Annotated in this window: 20 protein-coding genes; 16 read left to right on the forward strand and 4 right to left on the reverse strand. The window is 71.5% G+C overall.

Annotated features, from left to right (window positions below; genetic code table 11):
- Both HMPREF0731_RS15525 and HMPREF0731_RS15530 read left to right on the forward strand, forming a co-directional pair.
- A partial coding sequence (locus tag HMPREF0731_RS15525) for an MFS transporter (RefSeq protein WP_007005117.1) occupies positions 1 to 465 on the forward strand: 465 nt, incomplete at its 5' end.
- A 76-nt stretch (positions 466 to 541) separates the two neighbouring features.
- Positions 542 to 1,231, forward strand: a complete 690-nt coding sequence (locus HMPREF0731_RS15530; protein ID WP_007005118.1) for a fumarylacetoacetate hydrolase family protein — start codon at positions 542 to 544, stop codon at positions 1,229 to 1,231.
- A 46-nt stretch (positions 1,232 to 1,277) separates the two neighbouring features.
- Here HMPREF0731_RS15530 and HMPREF0731_RS15535 read toward each other — a convergent pair whose 3' ends face one another.
- Entirely contained in the window at positions 1,278 to 1,970 is a 693-nt protein-coding gene (locus tag HMPREF0731_RS15535; RefSeq protein WP_007005119.1) for a DJ-1/PfpI family protein, read from the reverse strand.
- A 159-nt stretch (positions 1,971 to 2,129) separates the two neighbouring features.
- Between HMPREF0731_RS15535 and HMPREF0731_RS15540 the strand changes: the two genes are divergently transcribed.
- The 4 genes from HMPREF0731_RS15540 to HMPREF0731_RS15555 all read left to right on the forward strand — a co-directional run bounded on the left by HMPREF0731_RS15540 (position 2,130) and on the right by HMPREF0731_RS15555 (position 6,071).
- Positions 2,130 to 2,894 (forward strand): class I SAM-dependent methyltransferase, encoded by a 765-nt coding sequence (locus tag HMPREF0731_RS15540; RefSeq protein WP_040613604.1) that lies wholly within the window; start codon positions 2,130 to 2,132, stop codon positions 2,892 to 2,894.
- A gap of 137 nt (positions 2,895 to 3,031) precedes the next feature.
- Positions 3,032 to 4,171: an ABC transporter substrate-binding protein gene (locus tag HMPREF0731_RS15545; protein WP_007005120.1), complete on the forward strand. Its 1,140-nt coding sequence runs from the start codon at positions 3,032 to 3,034 to the stop codon at positions 4,169 to 4,171.
- Between the two features lie 8 nt (positions 4,172 to 4,179).
- Positions 4,180 to 5,247 (forward strand): FecCD family ABC transporter permease, encoded by a 1,068-nt coding sequence (locus HMPREF0731_RS15550; protein ID WP_245538344.1) that lies wholly within the window; start codon positions 4,180 to 4,182, stop codon positions 5,245 to 5,247.
- The gene (locus HMPREF0731_RS15555) at positions 5,244 to 6,071 is read left to right on the forward strand and encodes an ABC transporter ATP-binding protein (RefSeq protein WP_007005122.1); all 828 of its coding nucleotides are present in this window, start codon (positions 5,244 to 5,246) and stop codon (positions 6,069 to 6,071) included. The genes HMPREF0731_RS15550 and HMPREF0731_RS15555 overlap by 4 nt, the downstream gene beginning before the upstream one ends.
- A gap of 10 nt (positions 6,072 to 6,081) precedes the next feature.
- On the opposite strand, the gene HMPREF0731_RS15560 is transcribed toward HMPREF0731_RS15555, so the two are convergent.
- Together HMPREF0731_RS15560 and HMPREF0731_RS15565 are read right to left on the reverse strand one after the other, a co-directional pair.
- Positions 6,082 to 7,596, reverse strand: a complete 1,515-nt coding sequence (locus HMPREF0731_RS15560) for a M81 family metallopeptidase (RefSeq protein ID WP_007005123.1) — start codon at positions 7,594 to 7,596, stop codon at positions 6,082 to 6,084.
- 25 nt (positions 7,597 to 7,621) lie between these two features.
- The gene (locus HMPREF0731_RS15565) at positions 7,622 to 8,623 is read right to left on the reverse strand and encodes a serine hydrolase domain-containing protein (RefSeq protein WP_007005124.1); all 1,002 of its coding nucleotides are present in this window, start codon (positions 8,621 to 8,623) and stop codon (positions 7,622 to 7,624) included.
- Positions 8,624 to 8,730: 107 nt separating this feature from the next.
- Between HMPREF0731_RS15565 and HMPREF0731_RS15570 the strand changes: the two genes are divergently transcribed.
- The 5 genes from HMPREF0731_RS15570 to HMPREF0731_RS15590 are packed head-to-tail and all read left to right on the forward strand — an operon-like array spanning position 8,731 to position 13,987.
- Complete coding sequence (locus HMPREF0731_RS15570; protein ID WP_007005125.1) at positions 8,731 to 10,350, forward strand: ABC transporter substrate-binding protein; 1,620 nt, start codon at positions 8,731 to 8,733, stop codon at positions 10,348 to 10,350.
- 12 nt (positions 10,351 to 10,362) lie between these two features.
- Entirely contained in the window at positions 10,363 to 11,433 is a 1,071-nt protein-coding gene (locus tag HMPREF0731_RS15575; protein ID WP_007005126.1) for an ABC transporter permease, read from the forward strand.
- A gap of 1 nt (position 11,434) precedes the next feature.
- Positions 11,435 to 12,355: a nickel transporter permease gene (gene nikC / locus HMPREF0731_RS15580; RefSeq protein WP_007005127.1), complete on the forward strand. Its 921-nt coding sequence runs from the start codon at positions 11,435 to 11,437 to the stop codon at positions 12,353 to 12,355.
- Positions 12,348 to 13,214, forward strand: coding sequence for an ABC transporter ATP-binding protein (locus HMPREF0731_RS15585; RefSeq protein ID WP_007005128.1), 867 nt, complete (start codon positions 12,348 to 12,350; stop codon positions 13,212 to 13,214). Before nikC ends, HMPREF0731_RS15585 begins: the two co-directional genes overlap by 8 nt.
- A complete protein-coding gene (locus HMPREF0731_RS15590; protein WP_007005129.1) occupies positions 13,211 to 13,987 on the forward strand; it encodes an ABC transporter ATP-binding protein in 777 nt (258 codons plus the stop codon). Before HMPREF0731_RS15585 ends, HMPREF0731_RS15590 begins: the two co-directional genes overlap by 4 nt.
- A gap of 38 nt (positions 13,988 to 14,025) precedes the next feature.
- Here HMPREF0731_RS15590 and HMPREF0731_RS15595 read toward each other — a convergent pair whose 3' ends face one another.
- Positions 14,026 to 14,934: a LysR family transcriptional regulator gene (locus tag HMPREF0731_RS15595; protein ID WP_007005130.1), complete on the reverse strand. Its 909-nt coding sequence runs from the start codon at positions 14,932 to 14,934 to the stop codon at positions 14,026 to 14,028.
- Positions 14,935 to 15,152: 218 nt separating this feature from the next.
- Between HMPREF0731_RS15595 and HMPREF0731_RS15600 the strand changes: the two genes are divergently transcribed.
- From HMPREF0731_RS15600 to HMPREF0731_RS25610, 5 genes are all read left to right on the forward strand, one after another.
- On the forward strand, positions 15,153 to 17,267 hold the full coding sequence (locus HMPREF0731_RS15600) for a TonB-dependent siderophore receptor (RefSeq protein ID WP_157136158.1): 2,115 nt from the start codon (positions 15,153 to 15,155) through the stop codon (positions 17,265 to 17,267).
- Positions 17,248 to 18,393 carry an ABC transporter substrate-binding protein gene (locus tag HMPREF0731_RS15605; RefSeq protein ID WP_211207944.1) on the forward strand — a complete coding sequence of 382 codons (1,146 nt, stop codon included), beginning with the start codon at positions 17,248 to 17,250 and terminating at the stop codon, positions 18,391 to 18,393. The genes HMPREF0731_RS15600 and HMPREF0731_RS15605 overlap by 20 nt, the downstream gene beginning before the upstream one ends.
- Positions 18,394 to 18,420: 27 nt before the next feature.
- Positions 18,421 to 19,590: an amidohydrolase gene (locus tag HMPREF0731_RS15610; protein ID WP_007005134.1), complete on the forward strand. Its 1,170-nt coding sequence runs from the start codon at positions 18,421 to 18,423 to the stop codon at positions 19,588 to 19,590.
- A 179-nt stretch (positions 19,591 to 19,769) separates the two neighbouring features.
- The gene (locus tag HMPREF0731_RS15615; RefSeq protein ID WP_007005135.1) at positions 19,770 to 20,180 is read left to right on the forward strand and encodes a hypothetical protein; all 411 of its coding nucleotides are present in this window, start codon (positions 19,770 to 19,772) and stop codon (positions 20,178 to 20,180) included.
- A gap of 75 nt (positions 20,181 to 20,255) precedes the next feature.
- Positions 20,256 to 20,780 (forward strand): hypothetical protein (locus HMPREF0731_RS25610; protein WP_007005136.1); only part of this gene is annotated, 525 nt, incomplete at its 3' end.

Consider the following 20,780-nt stretch of genomic DNA (forward strand, 5'->3'; position numbering starts at 1 on the left):
GTCGCCCTGGCGCTGCGCTTCGGCCACCCGCCGGCGCTCGCCATCCTGTTCACCGTGCCGCTCTGCCTGGCCGCGGTTGCCGGCGGGCTCTGGGTCAGCTGGCGCAACCGCCGGCCGGGGCGCGCCCTGGTGGTGGCGCAGCTCGGCCTGATGACGCTGGGCGCTGGCCTGGTCGCGCTCAACCTCTCGATGGCGGTGACGGTGCTGGGCGCGGTGCTGGTGGGGGCGGTGCTGGCGCCGCTGGGCACGCATTACTCGCTCACCCTCGACGCGCTGGCGCCGCCGCACCGCCGCGCCGAGCTTTTCGCCCTGCTGCGCACCGCCAATTCGCTCGGCGTCATCCTGGCCAGCGCGCTGCTGACGGCCGGTTCGCTCTCCCTCGCCCTGGCGGCGATCGCCGCGCTGATCGCCGGGGTGACGCTGGTGGTCGCCTTCGCCACGCTGCGGCGGCCGCCCCCGGCTTGACGCCGCCCCGGTCCGGGCATAACCAATTTGCGGATTGGTTGAGCCGCCGCCCCGGCGGCAGAGAAGGATCGGACCGATGAACTACGTCGTCAGCGCGCCGCCGCTTCCCTTTGTGCCGGTGCAGGGGGAGGAAGCCGTCTTCCCGGTGCGCCGCATCTGGTGCGTCGGCCGCAACTTCGCCGACCATGCGCGCGAGATGGGGCATGACCCGACCCGCGAGCCGCCCTTCTTCTTCGCCAAGCCGGCCGATGCGGTGAATCCGGGCGGCGACCTGCCCTTCCCCTCGGTGACCCAGGATCTGCACCACGAGATCGAGATGGTGGTCGCCATCGGCAAGGGCGGCAGCAACATCGCCGAGGACCAGGCGCTGGAGCATGTCTATGGCTATGCCGTGGGCCTCGACATGACGCGCCGCGACATCCAGGCCGAGGCCAAGAAGCTGGCCCGCCCCTGGGAGCTGTCGAAGGGCTTCGACCAGTCCTGCCCGATCAGCCCGATCGTGCCGGCCGCGCGCATCGGCCACCCGACCCGGGGCAAGATCGAGGTGACGGTGAACGGCAAGGTGCAGCAGACCGGCGACCTCAACCAGATGATCTGGACGGTGCCGGAGGCGATCGCCTTCCTGTCGCGCTATGTCGCGCTGCAGCCGGGCGACCTGATCATGACCGGCACCCCGGCCGGCGTCAGCAGCGTCAAGCCCGGCGACACGCTGCACGGCACCTGCGAGGGCGTGGGCGAGATCCGCGTCACCTACGCCGCCGCCTGAGGCGGCCCTGCCGGCCGGGCGGTTCCACGCCCAGCCGGGATTTTTTTCAGTGGGCCTCCTGGCCGGCGCTGGCCGCATGGGCCTCGGCCAGGCGCTGCCGCTCGGCGCGCATCGCCCCGGTGCGGGCCCGCACCCGCTCCAGCACCGCCGGCGGCGCCGTCTCCGGCCGGCCCGACTCGAAGGGCGGGGCAGGGGCGTATTCGAGGCCGAGCTGGATGGCCTCGGCCACCTCCCGCCCGGCCAGCTCAGCCGCCAAAGTGAGGGCGAAGTCGATGCCGGCGGTGACGCCGCCGCCGGTCATGAGGTTGCCGTCCCGCACCACGCGCTCGGCCACGGGGATGGCGCCGTAATGCGGCAGCAGATCCTGCGCGTTCCAATGGGTGGTGGCGCGGCGGCCGCGCAGCAGCCCGGCCGCGCCCAGCACCAGCGCCCCGGTGCAGACCGAGGTGACGTAGCGCGCGCCGGCCGCCTGGCGGCGCAGGAAGTCCAGCACCGCCGCATCCTCCAGCAGCGCATTCACCCCGGCGCCGCCCGGCACGCAGAGGATGTCGAGCGGCGGGCAGCCGGCAAAGTCCACATCCGGCGTCAGCACCAGGCCGCTGGAAGCGGCGACGGGCTGGCGGTCGCGCGCCACCAGATGCACCCGGGCATCGGGGATGGCGGCGAAGACCTCGTGCGGGCCGGTCAGGTCCAGCTGCTGCACCTTGGGGAACAGCAAGAGGCCGATCTGGAGCGACATGGCGGGGCGCCTCGCATGGTGGGGCGCCCAGCCTGCCACGTCTGGGGCCGCCGTCGAGGCCCGGATGACAGCGACTTCATGCCGCCTGCCGCGCCAGGCGCTTCCCGCCCCGCCCCGGCCGCGGCTATAGCGCGGTTCTCCCTCCCGGACGGTGACGCCATGTCCGCCAACTACGCCCTCAAGGAAGAGATCCGCGACTATTGGAGCGCGCGGGCCGAGAGCTTCGACAGCCATTTCGGCCACCGCATCCCGCCCGGCGCCGAGCGCGAGGCCTGGCAGGCCGCGATCCGCGCCCGGCTGGGCGCCGCGCCGCTCGAGGTGCTGGAACTGGCCTGCGGCACCGGCGAGGTGACGGGCGCGCTGCGCCGGCTCGGCCACCGCGTCACCGGGCTCGATTTCTCCGAGGCGATGCTGGAGCGCGCCCGCGCCAAGCATGCGGGCGATGCCGGGGCCCGCTTCATCCTGGCGGATGCCGAATACACGCGCGAGCCGGCGGGGCGCTATGACGCCGTGGTCTGCCGCCACCTGGTCTGGACCCTGACCGACCCGCAGGCGGCCCTGGCCGAATGGGCGCGGGTGCTGAAGCCGGGCGGGCACCTGCTGGTGTTCGATGGCGATTTCGCCACGCCCAACGGCCTGCCGGGGCGGCTGGCGCGGCGGGCCCTGGCCTGGCTGGACCGCAGGGCGGGTGTGGCGCCGGCCGCCGATCTCGACCGCCACGCCGCCATCATGCGCGAACTGCCCTTCGGCCAGGGGCTGACGCCGGAGATCCTGGCGCCGCTGGTGGAGCGGGCCGGCTTCACCGCCATCGATGTGGGCCCGCATGCGCCGATCGCCCGCGCCCAGCGCCAGGGCGCGCCGCTGCGCGACCGGCTGCGCACCCTGCTCTATCGCCGCTTCATCCTGCACGCCCGCCGGCCCTGAGGGCCGGGCGCGGCGGGGCGCGCCCCGCATGGCAAGTTTTTTATTTGCGAGTAATTCTCATTCATAGGATATCGGCGGCCACGCCGTGGCGTCGGGCCGGAACCGGGCCGCGCCGCCCTTGCCAGACGAGGCCCCCGATGCGCGCCACACGCCGCGATTTCCTGACCCTTGCCGCCCTCGGCCCCGCGCTGCTGGCCGCACCGGGCGCCGCCCGCGCCGCCGCGCCGCTGCGGCTGACCGACATTGCCGGGCGCGAGGTGACGGTGAACGCGCCGGTGCGCCGCATGATCCTGGGCGAGGGGCGGCAGACCTATGCCGTGGCGGCGCTGGACCGCGACAACCCCTTCGCCCGCGTCGTCGGCTGGCGCGACGATTTCCGCAAGGCGGATTTCGACGGCTACAGCGAATATGAGCGCCGCTACCCGCAGATCGCCCGGCTGCCGAGCTTCGGCGGCTGGAAGGACGGCGCCTTCGACATCGAGCAGGTGATCGCGCTGCGCCCCGATGTCGTGGTGATGAACCTCGAGGCCAAGGCGGCGATCGACGATGGCGGGCTGATCGGCAAGCTGGCGCGCGTCAACATCCCCGTGGTCTTCATCGATTTCCGCGAGAAGCCCTTCGAGCATGCCGAGCGCAGCATCGCCATCCTGGGCGCGCTGCTGGGGCAGGAGGCGCGGGCGCAGGAGCTGGCCGAATACCGCCGCACCCAGATCGCCCGCGTCACCGACCGGCTGCGCGACTTCGCCGGGCCGCGGCCGCGCGTGATGATCGAGCGCGCCGCCGGCTATGACGAGAATTGCTGCATGTCCTTCGGCGACGAGAATTTCGGCCGCATGGTCAGCGTCGCCGGCGGCGTCAACATCGCCGCCGGGCTGATCCCCGGCACCTTCGGCACGGTCAATCCCGAGCAGGTGGTGGCGGCCAGGCCGGATGTCGTCATCGTCACCGGCAGCAACTGGAAGCTGTTCGTGCCCGATGGCGCCTGGGTCGGCGTCGGCCCCGGCGCGGACCAGGCGGAGTCGCGCGCGCGCCTGGCGCGGCTGATGCAGCGCCCGGCCTACCGTACCCTGCCGGTCTCGCGCAGCGGCCGGGTGCACGCCATCTGGCACCAGTTCTACGACAGCCCCTACCAGTTCGTCGCCATCCAGGCGATCGCCAAGTGGCTGCACCCCGAGCTGTTCGCCGATCTCGACCCCGACGCCACCTTCCGCGACTTCCATGCGCGCTTCCTGCCGCTGGACTACAAGCCGGGCTACTGGGTCTCGCTCGGCGCATGAGCGGGCTGGTGGAACAGGCCGCGCCCGCCGCCGAACTGGCGCAGAGCCGCAGCAGTTATCGCGCCCTGTCGCGCCGGCGCCTCGCGCTGCTCTTCCTGCTGGGGGGGCTGCTGCTGGCCAGCCTGGTGGCCGACCTCGCCCTCGGCCCGGCGCGCTACGCCTATGGCGAGGTGCTGCGCGCGCTGCTCGGCTTCGAGGCGCCGCTCGACGTCACCGTGGTGGTGCGCGAGATCCGCATGCCGGTGGCGCTGATGGCGGTGGTGGTGGGCGCCAGCCTGTCGGTCGCCGGCGCGCAGATGCAGACCGTGCTGAACAACCCGCTGGCCAGCCCCTTCACGCTCGGCATCTCCGCCGCCGCCGGCTTCGGCGCGGCGCTGGGCTTCGTGCTCGGCGTCAACCTGCTGCCCTCGGGCTGGTCGGCCTGGACCATCCCGGCCAATGCCTTCCTCTGCGCCATGGGCTGCTCGCTGCTGATCCACGCGCTGAGCCAGCGTCGCGGCATGGGCACCGAGACCATCGTGCTGCTCGGCATCGCCCTCGTCTTCACCTTCAACGCGGCGCTGGCGGCGCTGGAGTTCATCGCCTCGGAGCAGGCGCTGGCGGCGGTGGTGTTCTGGACCATGGGCAGCCTCGGCCGCACCACCTGGCCGAAGCTCGGCATCGCCGCGGCGATGCTGGTCATCGTCTGGCCCTTCTTCGTGCGCCAGGCCTGGTCGCTCACCGCGCTGCGCCTCGGCGAGCACAAGGCGGCCAGCTTCGGCATCCAGGTCGGGCGGCTGCGGCTGCAGACCATCCTGCTGGTCAGCGCGCTGGCCGCGATCTCGGTCGCCTTCGTCGGCACCATCGGCTTCGTCGGCCTGGTCGGGCCGCATATCGCGCGCATGCTGGTGGGCGAGGATCAGCGCTTCTTCCTGCCGGCCTCGGCGATCTCGGGCGCGCTGCTGCTCTCCGCCGCCTCGGTGCTCAGCAAGTCGATCATCCCCGGGCTGATCCTGCCGATCGGCGTGGTCACCGCCCTGGTCGGCGTGCCCTTCTTCTTCAGCCTGATCCTCAGCACGCGGAGCCGCAGCTGGTGAACGCCATCCCGCCGCTTCCCACCCTGCATCTCGCGGTCGAGGACATCGCCGTCTCCTACGGCAAGCGCGCGGTGCTGCGCGGCGTCACCCTGCCGCCCTTGCGCGGCGGCAGCGTGACGGCGCTGCTGGGCCCGAACGCCGCCGGCAAGTCGACCCTGTTCCGCCGCATTGTCGGCCAGCTCGCCGGCCCCGGCACCGTGGCGCTGGACGGGCAGGACCTGGCGCGGCTGGCGCCGCAGGACCCGGCGCGGCCCTGCTACCTGCCGCAGGACAATGCGGCCGCCGCGGTGCTGACGGTGTTCGAGGCGGTGCTGCTGGCCGGCAAGCAGGGCGGCGGCAGCTGGTCGGTCAGCGATGCCGAGGCCGATGCCGTCACCGCCACGCTGATGATGCTGGAGATCGAGGATCTCGCCACCCGCAACCTTGGCGAGCTGTCGGGCGGGCAGCGCCAGCTGGTGGCGCTGGCCCAGGCGCTGGTGCGCCGGCCGCGCATCCTGCTGCTGGACGAGCCGACCAGCGCGCTCGACCTGCAGCGCCAGGTCGAGGTGCTGGCCCTGCTGCGCGAGCTGGCCGACCGCCAGGGCCTGTGCATCGTCATCGCCATCCACGATTTGAACCAGGCGCTGCGCTTCGCCGACCAGGTGGCGGTGCTGAGCGAGGGCCGCATCATCGCCGCCGGCGCGCCGGTGGAGACGCTGACGCCGGCGCTGCTGCACCAGGCCTATGGCGTCGAGGCGCGGCTGGAGCGCTGCTCGCGCGGCCATCCCTTCCTGACGGTGGACGGTTCGGCGCGCCCGCGCCGGCGCGGCGCGGCGGGGTTCTGAGCGGCCGCGCTCAGTCCGGCCCGCCCATCAGCCATTGCGGGCCTTCCGGAGTGCCATAGGGGTAGAAGCGCGACAGCTCCAGGTTTTCGTAGTTCAGCCCGTCCAGCCGCACCGTGCCGAGGAAGGGCTGGTCCGGCTCGACCAGCAGGATGCGCCGGGCGAAGCCGCTATCGTCGAAGCCGCGGCGGAAATGCACGCGCGACTTGATGGCGATGATGTCATAATCGGCGGGCGAGAGGCCGGTGGACCACAGCTCCTCCGGCTCGATCACCTGCGCCAGGTAGGCGCTGAGCACCAGCATGTTGCCCTCGCCGAAGGCGATGCAGGCCCAGCGCTGGCCACCGCCCATGGCGCGCGGCAGCGGGTTCTCCGGCAGGGCGACGAGGCGGCCGGTGATCTCCAGCGGCTCGCCGGCCGATTCATCGGCCAGCCCGCCGACGGCGAGCGTGACCTCGCCGCCGATCGGCGTGTCGCCGCGCAGCAGCCCCTCCAGCACCGCGGGGCTGGCGATGGTGGCGACCAGGGTGCGGCGCAGCCCGGCGGAGAGGATCTCGCGCAGCAGCCAGGTGGCGTAGCCGGAGCGGTCGCTATGGTCGCACAGCACCACGGGCACCTGGCCCGCGGCCACGGCCTGCCGCGCTAGGGCGACACCTTCAGAAATGCGGTGCACCTGGGTGGAGTTCAGCAGCGCCTCGCGCCGGCGCCAGGCATAGTCGGCCATGTCCTGCGCGACGCGCCGGGCCAGGGCGGCATCGCCATTGGTCGTCACCTGCAGCGTCATGCCGGCATCCGGCACATCGCTCCAGGGGAAGCCGAAAAAGACATTCACATAGACATCCGGCTCGCGCGCCTCCCACACCAGCGCGCGCTGGATCAGGTCGGACCAGGGCGGCGCGCCGGTCCATTGCAGCACGGTGGGCGAGATGATCGGCAGCTTCACCACCGCATGGCTGGGCCGGAAGCCGCCGCGCAGCATGCGCAGCAGCATGCGCGCCGCACGCTCGCCTTGCAGATGCGCGTCGTAATGCGGGTAGTATTTCACCGCGAAGGCGAGATCGGCATGGCGCAGGAATTCCGCATCCTCATTGCCATGCGGGTCGAAAGTCGCGGCCAGCACCGCCTTCGGCCCCACCGCTTCGCGCACGCGGCGGGCGATCTCGGCCTCGGGCCGCGCCACGCCGCGCACCGCCATGGCGCCGTGCAGCGCCATGTAGACGCCGTCGAACGGCGCCTCCGCCGCGATCTGCGCCAGCATGCGGCCCAGGAAATGCTCGAAGGCGTCCTGCGTCACCCAGCCCGAGCCCGAGCCGGTGCGCGGCCAGAGCGGCGATTCGATGCCGACCAGCTCGACGCCGTCATGCTCGCGCGCCACCTGCACGAAGCCGCCCATATAGCCCTTGGCGTCGGTGGCCAGCAGCGCCTCGCCCCCCACCGGCGAGCCGGGATAGATGAAATCCTCCCGCGTCGTGTCATAGGGCAGGAAGGTGACGGTCTCGTGCGAGAATTGCAGCACGGCGATGCGCATGGGCTCGTCCTCGGGCGATGAAGGGTCAGGAGCGCGGCGCCGCGCGCAGCAGCAGCGCCAGCAGCCGGCCGAACTGGGCGGCGGAGACGGAGGTGTTCGGCTGGTCGGTGTCGGTGCGGTGCACCAGCACGGCGTCGAGCGCCGGCATCACCAGCAGCTTGTGGCCGCGCGTGCCATGCGCGGCGAAGCTGCCCTCAGGCACCACGACATTCGGGTAGAGGATGCCCTGCCGCGCCACCCACCACATATAGCCATAGGCGCCGTGATGCCCGGCCTCGGAGATCGGCAGGGTGCTGAGCCGCACCCATTCCTCCGGCAGCAGGCGCTGGCCTTGCCAGGTGCCGCGGCGCAGGAACAGTTCTCCGAGACGCGCCAGGTCGCGTGCGCTCATGCGGAAGGGATAGGCGGGGTGCTGCGACTCCGGCAGCTCGACATAGGCGCCGTCGCGCGCCGCGTCGAAATCCTGCATGCCGAGCGGGCCTGCCAGACGGGTGGAGAACTCGGCAAAGATGTCGCCGCAGCGCTCGCGAAAGATGCTGCCCAGCGCGTTGAAGTCCCAGTTGTTGTAGCACCAGGTGGTGCCCGGCCCGGCGCTGTGCCGCGCCGGCTTGATCGACAGCATCCAGGGCGATTCATAGCCGCTCGGGTGATACACGCCGGAGCGCGCGCAGAGCAGGTCGAGCAGTGTCGCCAGCCGCTCCCGCGCGGTCAGGCCCAGCCTGTCATCGATGCCGAGCTGTTCCAGCGTCGCATCCAGATCCAGCCGGCCTTCCGCCACCTGCATGCCGATCAGGGCTGACAGGATGCTCTTGCGGATGGAATGGACATTGTAGCGCGCGGCGACCTGGCCCTCGGCCAGCAGCACGCGCCCGCCCACCACCAGCAGCAGCGCGCTGGTGTCGAGACCGGTCGCATGCCGCAGCGCGAGGCGCAGCTGTCCCTCATCCCAGCCGGCGGCGGCCGGGCTGGCCCAGCGCGGCCAGTCGCCGATCCCCGTTTCCGCCTGCGGGCTGGTCTCCTCGCGCATCCTCGTCCTATCCTTCCGGCGGGGAATTGTTCCGCCACTCAGCGGCCCTGCATGGCCTGAGGATTGCATGGGCCAGGGCGCGGAACCAGCCACCGGGAGCACGCAGCATGGTCCTTTTCGTCCGACGCTCTTTCCACAGCCTGAGCCTCGCGCTGCTGGCGGGGGCGCTCGCCGCGCCGGCCGCGCTGCCGGCCCGCGCGGCGACCCCGGCCAATGCCCTGGTGATGGCCTGGAACATCGACGCCATCAGCACCTTCGACCCGGCGCAGATCGGCGAGGTGGTGACCAATGAGCTGATCGAGAACACCTGCGACTTCCTCGCCCGCTTCGATCCGACCGACGAGAAGAAAGTGGTTCCCGCCCTGGCCGAGCGCTGGGAAGTATCGCCTGACGGGCTCCGCATCACCTTCCACCTGCGCGACGGGCTGACCTTCCCCTCGGGCGAGCGCGCCACGGCGCAGGACCTCGCCTGGTCGCTGCAGCGTGTGGTCAAGCTCGGCTTCGGCAATGCGGCGACGCTCACCGAATACGGCTTCACCCGCGAGAATGCCGAGCAGTCGATCACCGCGCCGGATGATCGGACGGTGGTGCTGACGCTCGACAAGCCCTATCCGGTGGATCTGATCTTGCAGGCGATCGCCGCCAACCGCGTGGCCACGCTGCTCGACCGCCGCACCCTGCTGGCCAACCAGAACAACAACGACCTCGGCAACCGCTATCTGGCGACGCGCACCGCCTGCGTCGGCCCCTACAGCCTGCGCCAGTGGAATGCCGGCGAGAGCGTGGTGCTGGAGGCGAACCCGCGCTACTGGGGCCCGGCGCCGAAGCTGCGCCGCATCATCATCCGCCACGTCGCCGAGGCCGGCACGCAGCGCCTGCTGCTGGAGAAGGGTGATATCGATGTCGCCCGCGACCTGACGCCGGAGGACATGCAGGCGCTGGAGCGCATGCCGGGCATCACCCTGTCGCGCGCGCTGCGGCCGCAGCTGGTCTATTGGGGCTTCAACAACGCCAACCCGATCTTCGCCAATGAGAAGGTGCGCCTGGCGATGCGCTACCTGATCGACTACGAGGCGCTGGGCCGCACCATCATGGCCTATAATGGCGTGCCGCGGGCGAGCTTCGTGCAGCTCGGCGCCTTCGGCGCGCTGGATGAGCGCGCCGGCCAGCCCTTCAGCCTCGATCTCGAGCGCGCCAAGGCGCTGCTGACCGAGGCCGGCTATCCGGACGGGTTCGAGACCTCGCTGATCTTCGGCACGCTGCCCTATTCGGCGCCGATCGCGCAGCACATCCAGCAGAATGCCGCGCGCATCGGCGTGCGCATCCGGCTGGAGCAGATGGCCAATGCGCAGCTCTTCGCCCGCCATCGCGGCCGCGAGTTCCAGACCGCCATGCTGGCCTGGCAGACCGGCGTGCCGGATGCGCAGGGCAATGCCTCGCGCCTGGTGAAGAATCCGGACAACCGGCTGGAGGCGCGGCTGACCCAGTATCCCGCCTGGCGCCACGCCTATTTCGATGCCGAGATCAACGCCCGTGTCGACGCCGCCCTGCTGGAGCGCGACACGGCGCGGCGCGAGGCGCTGTACCATGAGCTGCAGCGCGACGTGATGCAGCGCGGCCCGACGGCCATCATGTTCCAGACCTTCAGCATCGCCGGGCTGCGCAGCAACCTGCGCGACTGGACCTGGCACGGCTTCGGCACCTACTACAACCTCGTCTCGAAGTAAGGCCGCCGCATCATGGCGGAGATCGCCGCGGCGCCGGCGCGAGGGGGGCAGGCGCAGGCCGCCCCCGGACTGCCGGACTGGGTCGGGCAGGCGCTGCGCCTGCTCGTCTCGGTCGCCGTCACGCTGTTCGGGCTGATGGCGCTGACCTTCTTCATCGGGCGGCTGCTGCCGCTCGATCCCGTCGCCGCCATCCTCGGCGACAATGCGACGCAGGAAGCCTATGAGGCGATGCGCCGCCAGCTCGGCCTCGACCAGCCGCTCTATGTGCAGTTCGGGCGCTATGTGGCGAGCGTGGCGCAGCTCGATTTCGGCATCGCCCTGACCACGGGGCGGCCGGTGCTGGACGATATCGCCCGCGTCTTCCCGGCGACGATCGAGCTGGCGACGGTCGGCATCGTCATCGGCACGGGCCTCGGCATTCCGCTCGGTGTCATGGCGGCCGCCTATCGCGACACGCCGCTCGACTACATCGCGCGCGTGGTCGGGCTGCTCGGCTATTCCACGCCGAATTTCTGGCTCGGGCTGATGGGGCTGGTGCTGTTCTACGCGACACTGGGCTGGGTCGGCGGGCCGGGGCGCATCGACACCGCCTATCAATGGGATATCGAGCCGGTGACCGACCTGCTGCTGCTAGACACCGCCATGGCCGGGCAGTGGGACATCTTCTTCAACGTGCTGTCGCACATCATCCTGCCGGCGGCGATCCTGGGCTTCGGCGCCATGGCCTATATCAGCCGCATGACGCGCAGCTTCATGCTGGAGCAGCTGGCGCAGGAATATGTCATCGCCGCGCGGGTGAAGGGCCTGTCCTGGATGCGCACGGTGTGGGTACACGCCTTCCGCAATGTCGCGGTGCAGGTCGTCACCGTCGTCGCCCTGGCCTATGCCTTCCTGCTGGAGGGCGCGGTGCTCACCGAGACGGTCTTCGCCTGGCCCGGCTTCGGCCGCTACCTGACCAATGCGCTGCTGGCCGGCGACATGAACGCGGTGGTGGGCTGCACCCTGCTGGTGGGCGTCATCTTCGTCGCGCTCAACCTGTTTTCGGATCTGCTCTACCGAATCTTCGACCCGCGGACGCGCTGAGATGAGCACCACCACCTCCACACCGCGCGGCGGCCTCGGCGCCTGGCTGCGCGCGCCGGTGCCGCAATCGCCCTTCCAGGCGCGCATGCAGGCGCTGTATCTCGGCTGGCGCCGGCTGCGCGGCAATCCGCCGGCGCTGGCCGGCGCCATCATCCTGGCGCTGCTGCTGCTGATGGCGGCGTTTGCCCCCTGGATCGCCACGCACGACATCTATGCGCAGGACCTGGCCTCGCGGCTGCAGCCGCCCTCCGCCGCGCACTGGTTCGGCACCGACGATCTGGGGCGCGACATCTTCAGCCGCATCGTGTTCGGTGCGCGCATCACCCTGTATATCGCGACGCTGGCGGCGCTGATCGCGGCGCCGCTCGGCCTCGTCATCGGCACCACGGCGGGGTATCTCGGCGGCTGGACGGACACCATCCTGATGCGGCTGGTCGATGTTTTTCTGTCCTTTCCCTCGCTGGTGCTGGCGTTGGCCTTTGTCGCCGCGCTGGGGCCGGGGATCGAGAACGCCGTGATCGCCATCGCGCTCGCCGCCTGGCCGCCCATCGCACGGCTGGCGCGGGCGGAGACGCTGACGGTGCGCGGCTCCGACTACATCGCCGCGGTGCGGCTGCAGGGGGCGTCGCGGCTGCGCATCATCGTGCACCACGTCATGCCGATGTGCATTCCCTCCGTCATCGTGCGCATCACGCTGAACATGGCGGCGATCATCCTGACGGCGGCGGGCTTGGGCTTCCTCGGCCTTGGCGCGCAGCCGCCCAGCCCGGAATGGGGCGCGATGCTGTCGACGGGGCGGCAATTCGTCATGACCAGCTGGTGGATCGCGGCGATGCCCGGCTGCGCCATCCTGCTCACCAGCCTCGCCTTCAACCTGGTGGGCGACGGGCTGCGCGACATGCTGGATCCGCGTCATGGCTGAGCCCCTGCTGCGCGTGCGCGACCTGCGCATTGCCTTCCCCGGCTCGGACGGGCCGATCGAGGCGGTGCGCGGCGTGTCCTTCGATGTGGGGCGGGAGAAGCTCGGCATCGTCGGCGAAAGCGGCTCGGGCAAGTCGATGACGGGGCGGGCGCTGCTGCGCCTGTCGCCGCGCGCCGCCCGGCTCACCGCCGCCGAGATGCGTTTCGACGGCATCGACCTGCTCGGCGCCTCGGAGCGGCGGATGCGCGGCATCCGCGGCGCGCGCATCTCGATGATCCTGCAGGACCCGAAATACTCGCTGAACCCCCTGATGCGGGTCGGCGCGCAGATCGTCGAGGCCTGCCGGCTGCACCAGAGGCTGGGCCGGACGGAGGCGCGGGCGCGGTCGCTCGCCATGCTGGAGGCGGTGCAGATCCGCGATCCGGAGCGGGTTTTCGCGCTGTATCCGCATGAGGTGTCGGGCGGCATGGGCCAGCGCATCATGATCGCCATGATGCTGGTGACCGAGCCGGACCTGATCATCGCCGACGAGCCGACCAGCGCGCTCGACGTCACGGTGCGGCGGCAGGTGCTGGCGGTGCTGGACGAGCTGGTGACGCGGCGCGGCGCCGGGCTGATCTTCATCAGCCACGACCTCAACCTCGTCGCCGAATTCTGCGACCGGGTGCTGGTGATGTATGCCGGGCGCATCGTCGAGGAGCTGCATGCGCGCGACCTGGCCCGGGCGCGGCACCCCTACACCCAGGCGCTGCTGCGCAGCCTGCCGCGGCTGGACCATCCGGTGCAGGAGCTGGCGGTGCCGACGCGCGACCCCGCCTGGCGCGACGGCCCGACCTATCGCCTGGAGCAACCGGCATGAGCCTTCCTTCTGTGCCGATGCTGGAGGCGATCGGCCTCGACATCCGCTTCGGCAAGGGCGCGCGGACCAGCCACGCTGTGCGCGAGGTTTCCTTCCGGGTGATGCCGGGCGAGGCCTTCGGGCTGATCGGCGAGAGCGGCTCGGGCAAGTCCACCGTGCTGCGCGCGCTGTCGGGGCTGAACAGCGCCTATGGCGGCAGCCTGCTGATGCAGGGGAAGGAGCTGCCGCACAGCCGCGACCGCGCCTTCCACCGGCGGGTGCAGATGGTGTTCCAGGACCCCTATGGCTCGCTGCATCCGCGCAAGATGGTCAACCAGGTGCTGCTGGAGCCGCTGGCGATCCATGGGCTGGACCGGCCGCAGCAGCGGGTGGATGCGGTGCTGGAGGCGGTGGGGCTCGGCGCCGGCTTCCGCTTCCGCTATCCGCACCAGCTTTCGGGCGGGCAGCGGCAGCGCGTGGCCATCGCGCGCTGCCTGGTGCTGGAGCCGGAGATCCTGCTGCTGGACGAGCCGACCAGCGCGCTGGACGTCTCGGTGCAGGCGGAGATCCTGAACCTGCTGCAACGGCTGCGGGCCGAGCGCGGCCTGACCTATGTCATGGTCAGCCACGATCTGGCGGTGGTGGCGCATCTCTGTGGCCGGGTGGCGATCATGAGCCAGGGCCGCATCGTCGAGGAGCTGCCGGTCGCCGATCTGCGCGCCGGCCGCGCCGAGGACCCGTACAGCCAGCAGCTGCTGGCCGCCAGTGCCGCCCCCATCAACCTGCCCGACTGAAGGCGGGGTCCGGGGGGACCCTGTCCCCCCGGCCTTTTCTATTCTTGTGACTGCTCGAGCAGCGCCGCCCGCGCCCAGCTCGCCGCCGGCCCCAGCGCCTCGTCTCGCCGGTGGGCGAGGAAGAAGGGCAGGGGGGCGGTCCAGTCCAGCCCTTCCAGCCGGGCCGGGCGCAGCCGCACCAGCCGCCCCGCGGCCAGGTCGTCCGCCACCATGGGTGCCGGCATGCGGCCCCAGCCCAGCCCGGCCAGGATCAGGCTGCGCTTGGCGGCGAGGGTGTTGACCCGCCAGATGCCGCCATTGGGGGTGGCGAGGGGCCGTTTGCGCGGTTCGCGCGAATGGCTGGCCAGCACCAGAAGGATTTGGCTGCGGAAAGCCTCGGCCGGGATTTCTGTCGGCAGCAGCGCCAGCGGGTGATCGGGGGAAGCGACGGGGATGCGCTCCACCCCGCCCAGCGCCACGCCGGCCAGGCCCGGATAGCGCTCGATGACGGGCCCCAGGATGCCGAGGGCGCAGCGGCCGGAGAGCAGGGCTTCCGCCGTGGCGTGCATGGATTCGGTTTCGATGCGCACGCGCACCAGCGGGAAGGCGCGGCGGAAGGCGGCCAGCAGAGCGAGCAGCCGCGCCTCGGGGAAGGCGGCTTCCACCGCCATCACCAGCTTCACCTCGACGCCGGCGGCCAGGCCATCGGCGGTGCGGCGCAGCGTGTCCAGCTCCTGCGCCATGCGGCGGGCGACGGGCAGCAGCGCCATGCCCTGCGGCGTCAGGCTGGTGCCGCGCTGGCCACGCTCGAACAGGGTAACGCCCAGCTCGGCCTCCAGTCGCTGGATGGCGTAGGTCATGCTGGACTGGGTGCGGTTCAGCGCCTGGGCGGCGGCGGAGAGGCTGCCCTGCTCGGCCACGGCCAGGAAGGCCAGGATATGCTCTGTGCCGGGGGTCAGGGCGGCCATGCTCTATCGGATTTCCTGATGGTCTCTGCGCAAATTTTCCTGGTTTGCAGGGCGCCGGGCAGCGTGTAACCGCTCTGCCAGAGGCCGGCCAGCCAGCGAGGGCGCGTGACGCGCCGGGCCGCGCCTGCCATCGGATTTCTCGATCCCGCCCAGGGCCATTGTCCATGCCGCTCCGCTCTGAACTGCAAATGAGAATAATTCCTATTAGCGGAATGTCGATGGCCCCAGGGTGGCGTGGCGGGCTGGCGGCCGCGCTGCTGGTGCTGGCGTCCCAGCCCGTGGCGGCGCAGCCGGCGGCGCCAACCGCGCTGCCGGAGCTGTCGGTGACGGCGCAGCCGGCCCAGGCGGTGGAGGGCTACCAGCCGCTGACCACGACGCTGGGCGGCGGCGGCGCCGTGCCGCTGATGGAACTGCCGCAATCCATCGCCGTGGTGCCGCGCGCCGTGATCGAGGACCAGCAGGCGCGCAGCCTGGACGAGGTGCTGGCCAATGTCAGCGGCGTCGCCGCCGCCAATTCGCTGGGCGGCACGCAGGACGCCTTCATGCGGCGCGGCTTCGGCGACAATCGCGACGGCTCGATCATGATCGACGGGCTGCGCACCATGCTGCCGCGCAGCATGAGCGTGATGACCGACCGGGTGGAGGTGCTGAAGGGTCCGGCCTCGATGCTGTATGGCATCCTGGATCCGGGCGGCATGGTCAATCTGGTGCCGCTGCGGCCGGAGGAGCGCTTCGCCGGCATGGTCAATCTGCGCGCCACCAGCTTCGGCGGCGGCTCGGCCGGGTTCGACGTGACCGGGCCGGTCGCGCAGGGCTTCTCCTTCCGCCTGGCGGGGGAGGATCAGCGCGAGGAGTACTGGCGCAATTTCGGCCATGTCGAGCGGCGGCAGATCGCGCCCTCGCTGGCCTGGCGCGACGACCGCAGCAGCGTGGAGCTGCGCTATTTCCACGAGGATTACGCGGTGCCCTTCGACCGCGGCACCATCTTCGACCCGCGCACCGGCCGCGCCGTGCCCACCGGGCGGCGCACGCGATTCGACGAGCCCTACAACACCTCGCGCGGCTATTCGGATTATGTCGGGCTGCGCGGCAGCCACCAGCTGGATGAAGATTGGCGCGTCTCGGCGGGCTATGCCTACAGCCTGAACGATTATTCCGACCAGAATGCGCGCATCATCAGCTACGACCCGGCGACCGGCGCGCTGGTGCGGCGGGCTGACGCGACCGAGGCCTCGACACGCTTCTCGCACGCGGTGCGCGCCGATCTCGAAGGCCGTGTCACCCTGTTCGGCCTGCGGCACGATCTGGTGTTCGGCACCTCCTATGACTATCAGAGCACACGCCGCTCGGAGATGGTGCGTGGCCGCAACACCGGCGGCTTCAACATCTACAACCCGGTCTATGGCCGGCTGGCGGCGCCGGGGCGGATCGGCACGCCCTCCGACAGCGACCAGATGGAGCGGCTGGAGAGCGTGGCCTTCTACGCCCAGGACAGCATCCATCTGAACGAGCAATGGATCCTGGTGGCCGGGCTGCGCTACGAGCAGTTCGACCAGCTGGCCGGGCGCGGCCGGCCCTTCAACCGCAACACGGATGTGCAGGATGGCCGGCTGGTGCCGCGCCTCGGCCTGGTCTACCGGGTGCTGCCGGAGCTGGCGCTCTATGCCAGCTACAGCGAATCCTTCAAGCCGAACTCCTCCATCGCGACCGCCTATGGCGCGCTGCCGCCGGAAACCGCGCACTCCTACGAGATTGGCGCCAAGCTGGACATCGGCGAGGGGCTGAGCGCGACGCTCGCCGTCTTCGACATCGACAAGCGCAATGTCGCCTATAATTTCGTGCAGAACGGCACGACCTTCACGGCGACGGCCGGCGCGGTGCGCTCGCGCGGGGTGGAGATCGACATCGCCGGGCGCATCACCCGGCAGGACAGCGTGATCGGCTCCTACGCCTATACCGACGCCTCGGTGACGCGCGACCCGACGCTGCAGGGCAACCGGCTGTGGAACGTGCCGCGCCACACCGCCTCGCTGTTCTGGGTGCATGATTTCGGCGCGGTGCTGGGCTCGGAGGGCCTGCGCGCCGGCTTTGGCGGCCGCTTCATGGGCGAGCGCGCGGGCGATACGCAGAACAGCTTCGACCTGCCCTCCTACCAGGTGTTCGACGCCTTCGTCGCCTATGACACGCGCATCGAGCGCCAGGCGCTGCGGCTGCAGCTCAATGTGAAGAACATGTTCGACAGGACCTATTACACCGCGACCCAGGGCAGCAATCTGGGCGTCGCGATCGGCGAGCCGCTGCAGGTCGTGGCCAGTGTCACCGCGCGGTTCTGACATCGGGCGGCGCCGGGTGCTGGCGGCGGGGCTGGCCCTGCCGCTGCTGGCGCGCCCCGGCCTGCTGCGTGCCGCCAGCGACGCGCCGGTCACGGTGACCGATCTGCTCGGCCGCCGCGTCAGCCTGCCACGCCCGCCGCGCCGCATCGTGCTGGCGCAGGGCCGGCTGCTCGGCACGATGGGGCTGCTGCATCCCGATCCGGTCGCGCTGCTGGCCGGCCGCGCCAGCGACATGGCCCAGGCCCTGCCGGATGAGGAGGCCGCCTGGACCGCCCGCTTCCCGGCGCTGCGCGGCGTGCCACAACTCGGGCGGCGCATCCTGGCCGACATGTCGGTGGAATCCGTGCTCGCCCTGCAGCCGGACCTCGTGCTGCTGACGCGCGGCGCCATCGCGCCGCTGGATGCGCGCGGTGGCAGCGAGGTGCTGGCCCGGCTGGAGCGGCTCGGCCTGACGGCGGCGGTGGTGGATTTCATGGCCGATCCGCTGGCCGAGACGCTGCCGAGCCTGGCCATCCTCGGCGCGCTGCTGGACCGCCGCGACCAGGCGGCGGCGCTGTCGGCGGTCTACCGGGCGCGGCTGGCGGCGCTGGACGCGCTGCGCGCCACCCAGCCCGCCGCGCCGGTGCCGGTGCTGCTGCACAACAATGCCGGCGGGCGGGAATGCTGCTACAGCATCGCGCGCGGCAGCTTCGCCGATTTCCTGGCGCGCATGGGCGGGCGCAGCATTGCCGCCGATTTGCTGCCCGGCGCGCTCGGCCAGCTGCACCGCGAGACCGTGCTGGTTTCCGACGCGCCGGTCTATCTGGCCACGGGCGGCGTCTACAATGGCCGCGGCGGCGTCTCGCTCGGCGCCGGCATTTCTGCGGGCGCGGCGCGCGACAGCCTCGCCGCCATGCTGCGCGCGCAGGGGCTGGACGCGCTGCCCTCGGTGCGGGCGGGGCGGGCGCATGCGCTGTGGCTCGGCTTCAACGAGACGCCGCTGCACCTCGTCGCGCTGGAGGCGCTGGCCGGCTGGCTGCATCCGGCCCTCGCCCCGCGCCTGTCGCCCGAGCGGCTGCTGGAGCGCATCGACCGCGATTTTTCCGCCCTGCCGATGCAGGGCAGCTACTGGACCAGCCTGGCCTGAGGGCTAGCATCGCGGCGGAGGTGCGCGATGGATCAGGACGAGCTCTGGCGGGATCTGCGCGCGCTGCGCCAGGATCTGCACGCCCATCCCGAATTCGGCTTCGAGGAGGCGCGCACCGCCGCGCGGCTCGCCGCCCGGCTGCGCCAGGCGGGGCTCGAGGTGGCGGAGGGCATCGGCGGCACCGGGCTGGTCGCCACGCTGCGGCGCGGCGAGGGGCCGGCCATCGCGCTGCGCGCCGATATGGACGCGCTGCGCATCGCCGAGCGCAGCAACCTGCCGCATGCCTCGCGCCGCGAGGGGCTGATGCATGCCTGCGGCCATGACGGGCACAGCGCCATGCTGCTGGGCGCCGCGCTGCTGCTGGCGGCGGAGGGCGGCTTCCGCGGCACGGTGCGCTTCCTGTTCCAGCCGGCCGAGGAATGGGGCCGCGGCGCGCTGGCCATGCTGCAGGACGGGCTGCTGCAGCGCTTCCCCTTCGAGGAGATCCACGGGCTGCACAACTGGCCCGGCCTGCCGGTGGGGCAGCTGCGCACCCGCCCCGGCCCGGTGATGTCGGCCGAGGACAATTTCGAGATCCTCCTGCGCGGCCAGGGCGGCCATGCCTCGCGCCCGCAGGCGGGGCGGGAGGTGCTGCTGGCCGCCTGCGCCACGGTGGTGGCGCTGCAATCCATCGTCGCCCGCCGGCTGGACCCGGCGGAGACCGCCGTGGTCTCGGCCACCGAATTGCTGACCGACGGCACCCGCAACGTGCTGCCCGGGGAGGCGCGCATCCTGGGCGATGCGCGCAGCTTCCGCCCGGAGGTGAGCGCCGGGATCGAGGCCTGGCTGCGCCGCATCGCGGAGGGCACCGCCGCCGCGCATGGCTGCACGGCCGAAGTGACCTACAGCCGCGAATTCGTCCCCACGATCAACGACCCGGCGGCGACCGCGACGGCGCTGGCCGCCGCGCGCGACGCGCTGGGCGAGGGCCAGGTCGCGCTGCTGGAGGCGCCGCACACCGGCTCGGAGGATTTCGCGCGCTTCCTGGCCCATGTGCCGGGCTGCTTCGCCTTCCTCGGCAATGGCGAGGAGTCGGCGCCGTTGCACAACCCGGCCTATGATTTCAACGACGCGGCCCTGCCGCACGGGGTGCGCTATTTCGCGGCGCTGGTGCGGCGGCGGCTGCCGGCGGACCCGCCCGCCTCGGTGGGCGGCTGAACAGCGCGACCTCGCGGGCCCGCCAGGCGGAACCGGAGGGCCGTGGCGAAGGGCGGCCTGATGGGGTGGTGTGGGGCAAAGCCTGACCCATTGCGCCAACGTCACAGACTCGTGAAGTTTGTTAAGTTGAAGGTTAAGGGCCGGAAATTATAGTTAATCCGTAACGATGCGGAATAACGATGAAATTCCTGATCCTCCTGGCCGGCTTCACGGCGGCTCTGGGCGTGCCGGCATCGGCGCAGCAACTCAGTCCCTGCCGCTGGTACAGCTACAATGACGTGCAGCATTTTGGCTGCCTGATCGATCGTGGCTGGGGCAGCCAGGAGGCGCGCCATGCCCCGGGGGCGCGGCTTCCCATCGCGACGGTCATGGCCGATCTGACGCTGTCGATCGAGCAGACCCGGATTCACCGCACCGGCTCGGTCGCGGTCTACCGGGCGGCGCACCAGCACTTCTCCGACCTGCAGCGGGCCGGCGAGGAATGGGTTCTGTACCGGGACTGGCTGCGGGTGATGATGGCGGCCTTCGGCACCCAGGGCGGCAGCGAGATCGCGCTGCTGTTCAAAGGCGAAATCGACGGCCAGGACTAGCCCGCCGGTCGCGGCCTGCCCGGCTTGCGACAAGCTCATGCGACAGCGGGGCCGCTGCCGCGTTATGCCTGCGCCATGCCAAAGCCCCTGCCGCTCCCCCATCCCCTGCCGCGCCGCCTGGCGGCGCTGGCCGCCATCCTGCCGCTGGCCGCCCTGCTGCTGCTCGCCGGCTGCGACGACCCGAAGCCCGGCGAGGGTGCGGCCGCCACGGCCGAGGATGCGCCGTCCCGCGAGATCGCCCGGCGCGCCGCGCTGGAGCAGGTGCGCGCCCGGCTGCGCATCCAGGGCGAGATGCGGCTGCGCGCCATCCAGGTCTATCGCCAGCACCTGCCCGGCGCTTACGCGGTGTGCGGGCAGATCAACCCCTCCGGCGCGGTGAACGACCCCTTCATCCCCTGGGTGGTGGCGGTGACGCTCGCCGAGGGGCAGGGGGAGACGCCGCGCCAGTCCAGCCTGGCCATCGGCCTGTCCAATGCCGAGGCCAGCCGCGTCTATCTGGAGATGGTGGAGCGCTGCTTCGAGGGCGGCGGGCCGCGCACCGCGCAGGGGCCGGGCACCGCCGGGCTGCCGCCGCTGCCCTCCGACACGGCGCTGGGCGCG

The organism is Pseudoroseomonas cervicalis ATCC 49957, assembly GCF_000164635.1.
Taxonomy (GTDB): Bacteria; Pseudomonadota; Alphaproteobacteria; order Acetobacterales; family Acetobacteraceae; genus Pseudoroseomonas; species Pseudoroseomonas cervicalis.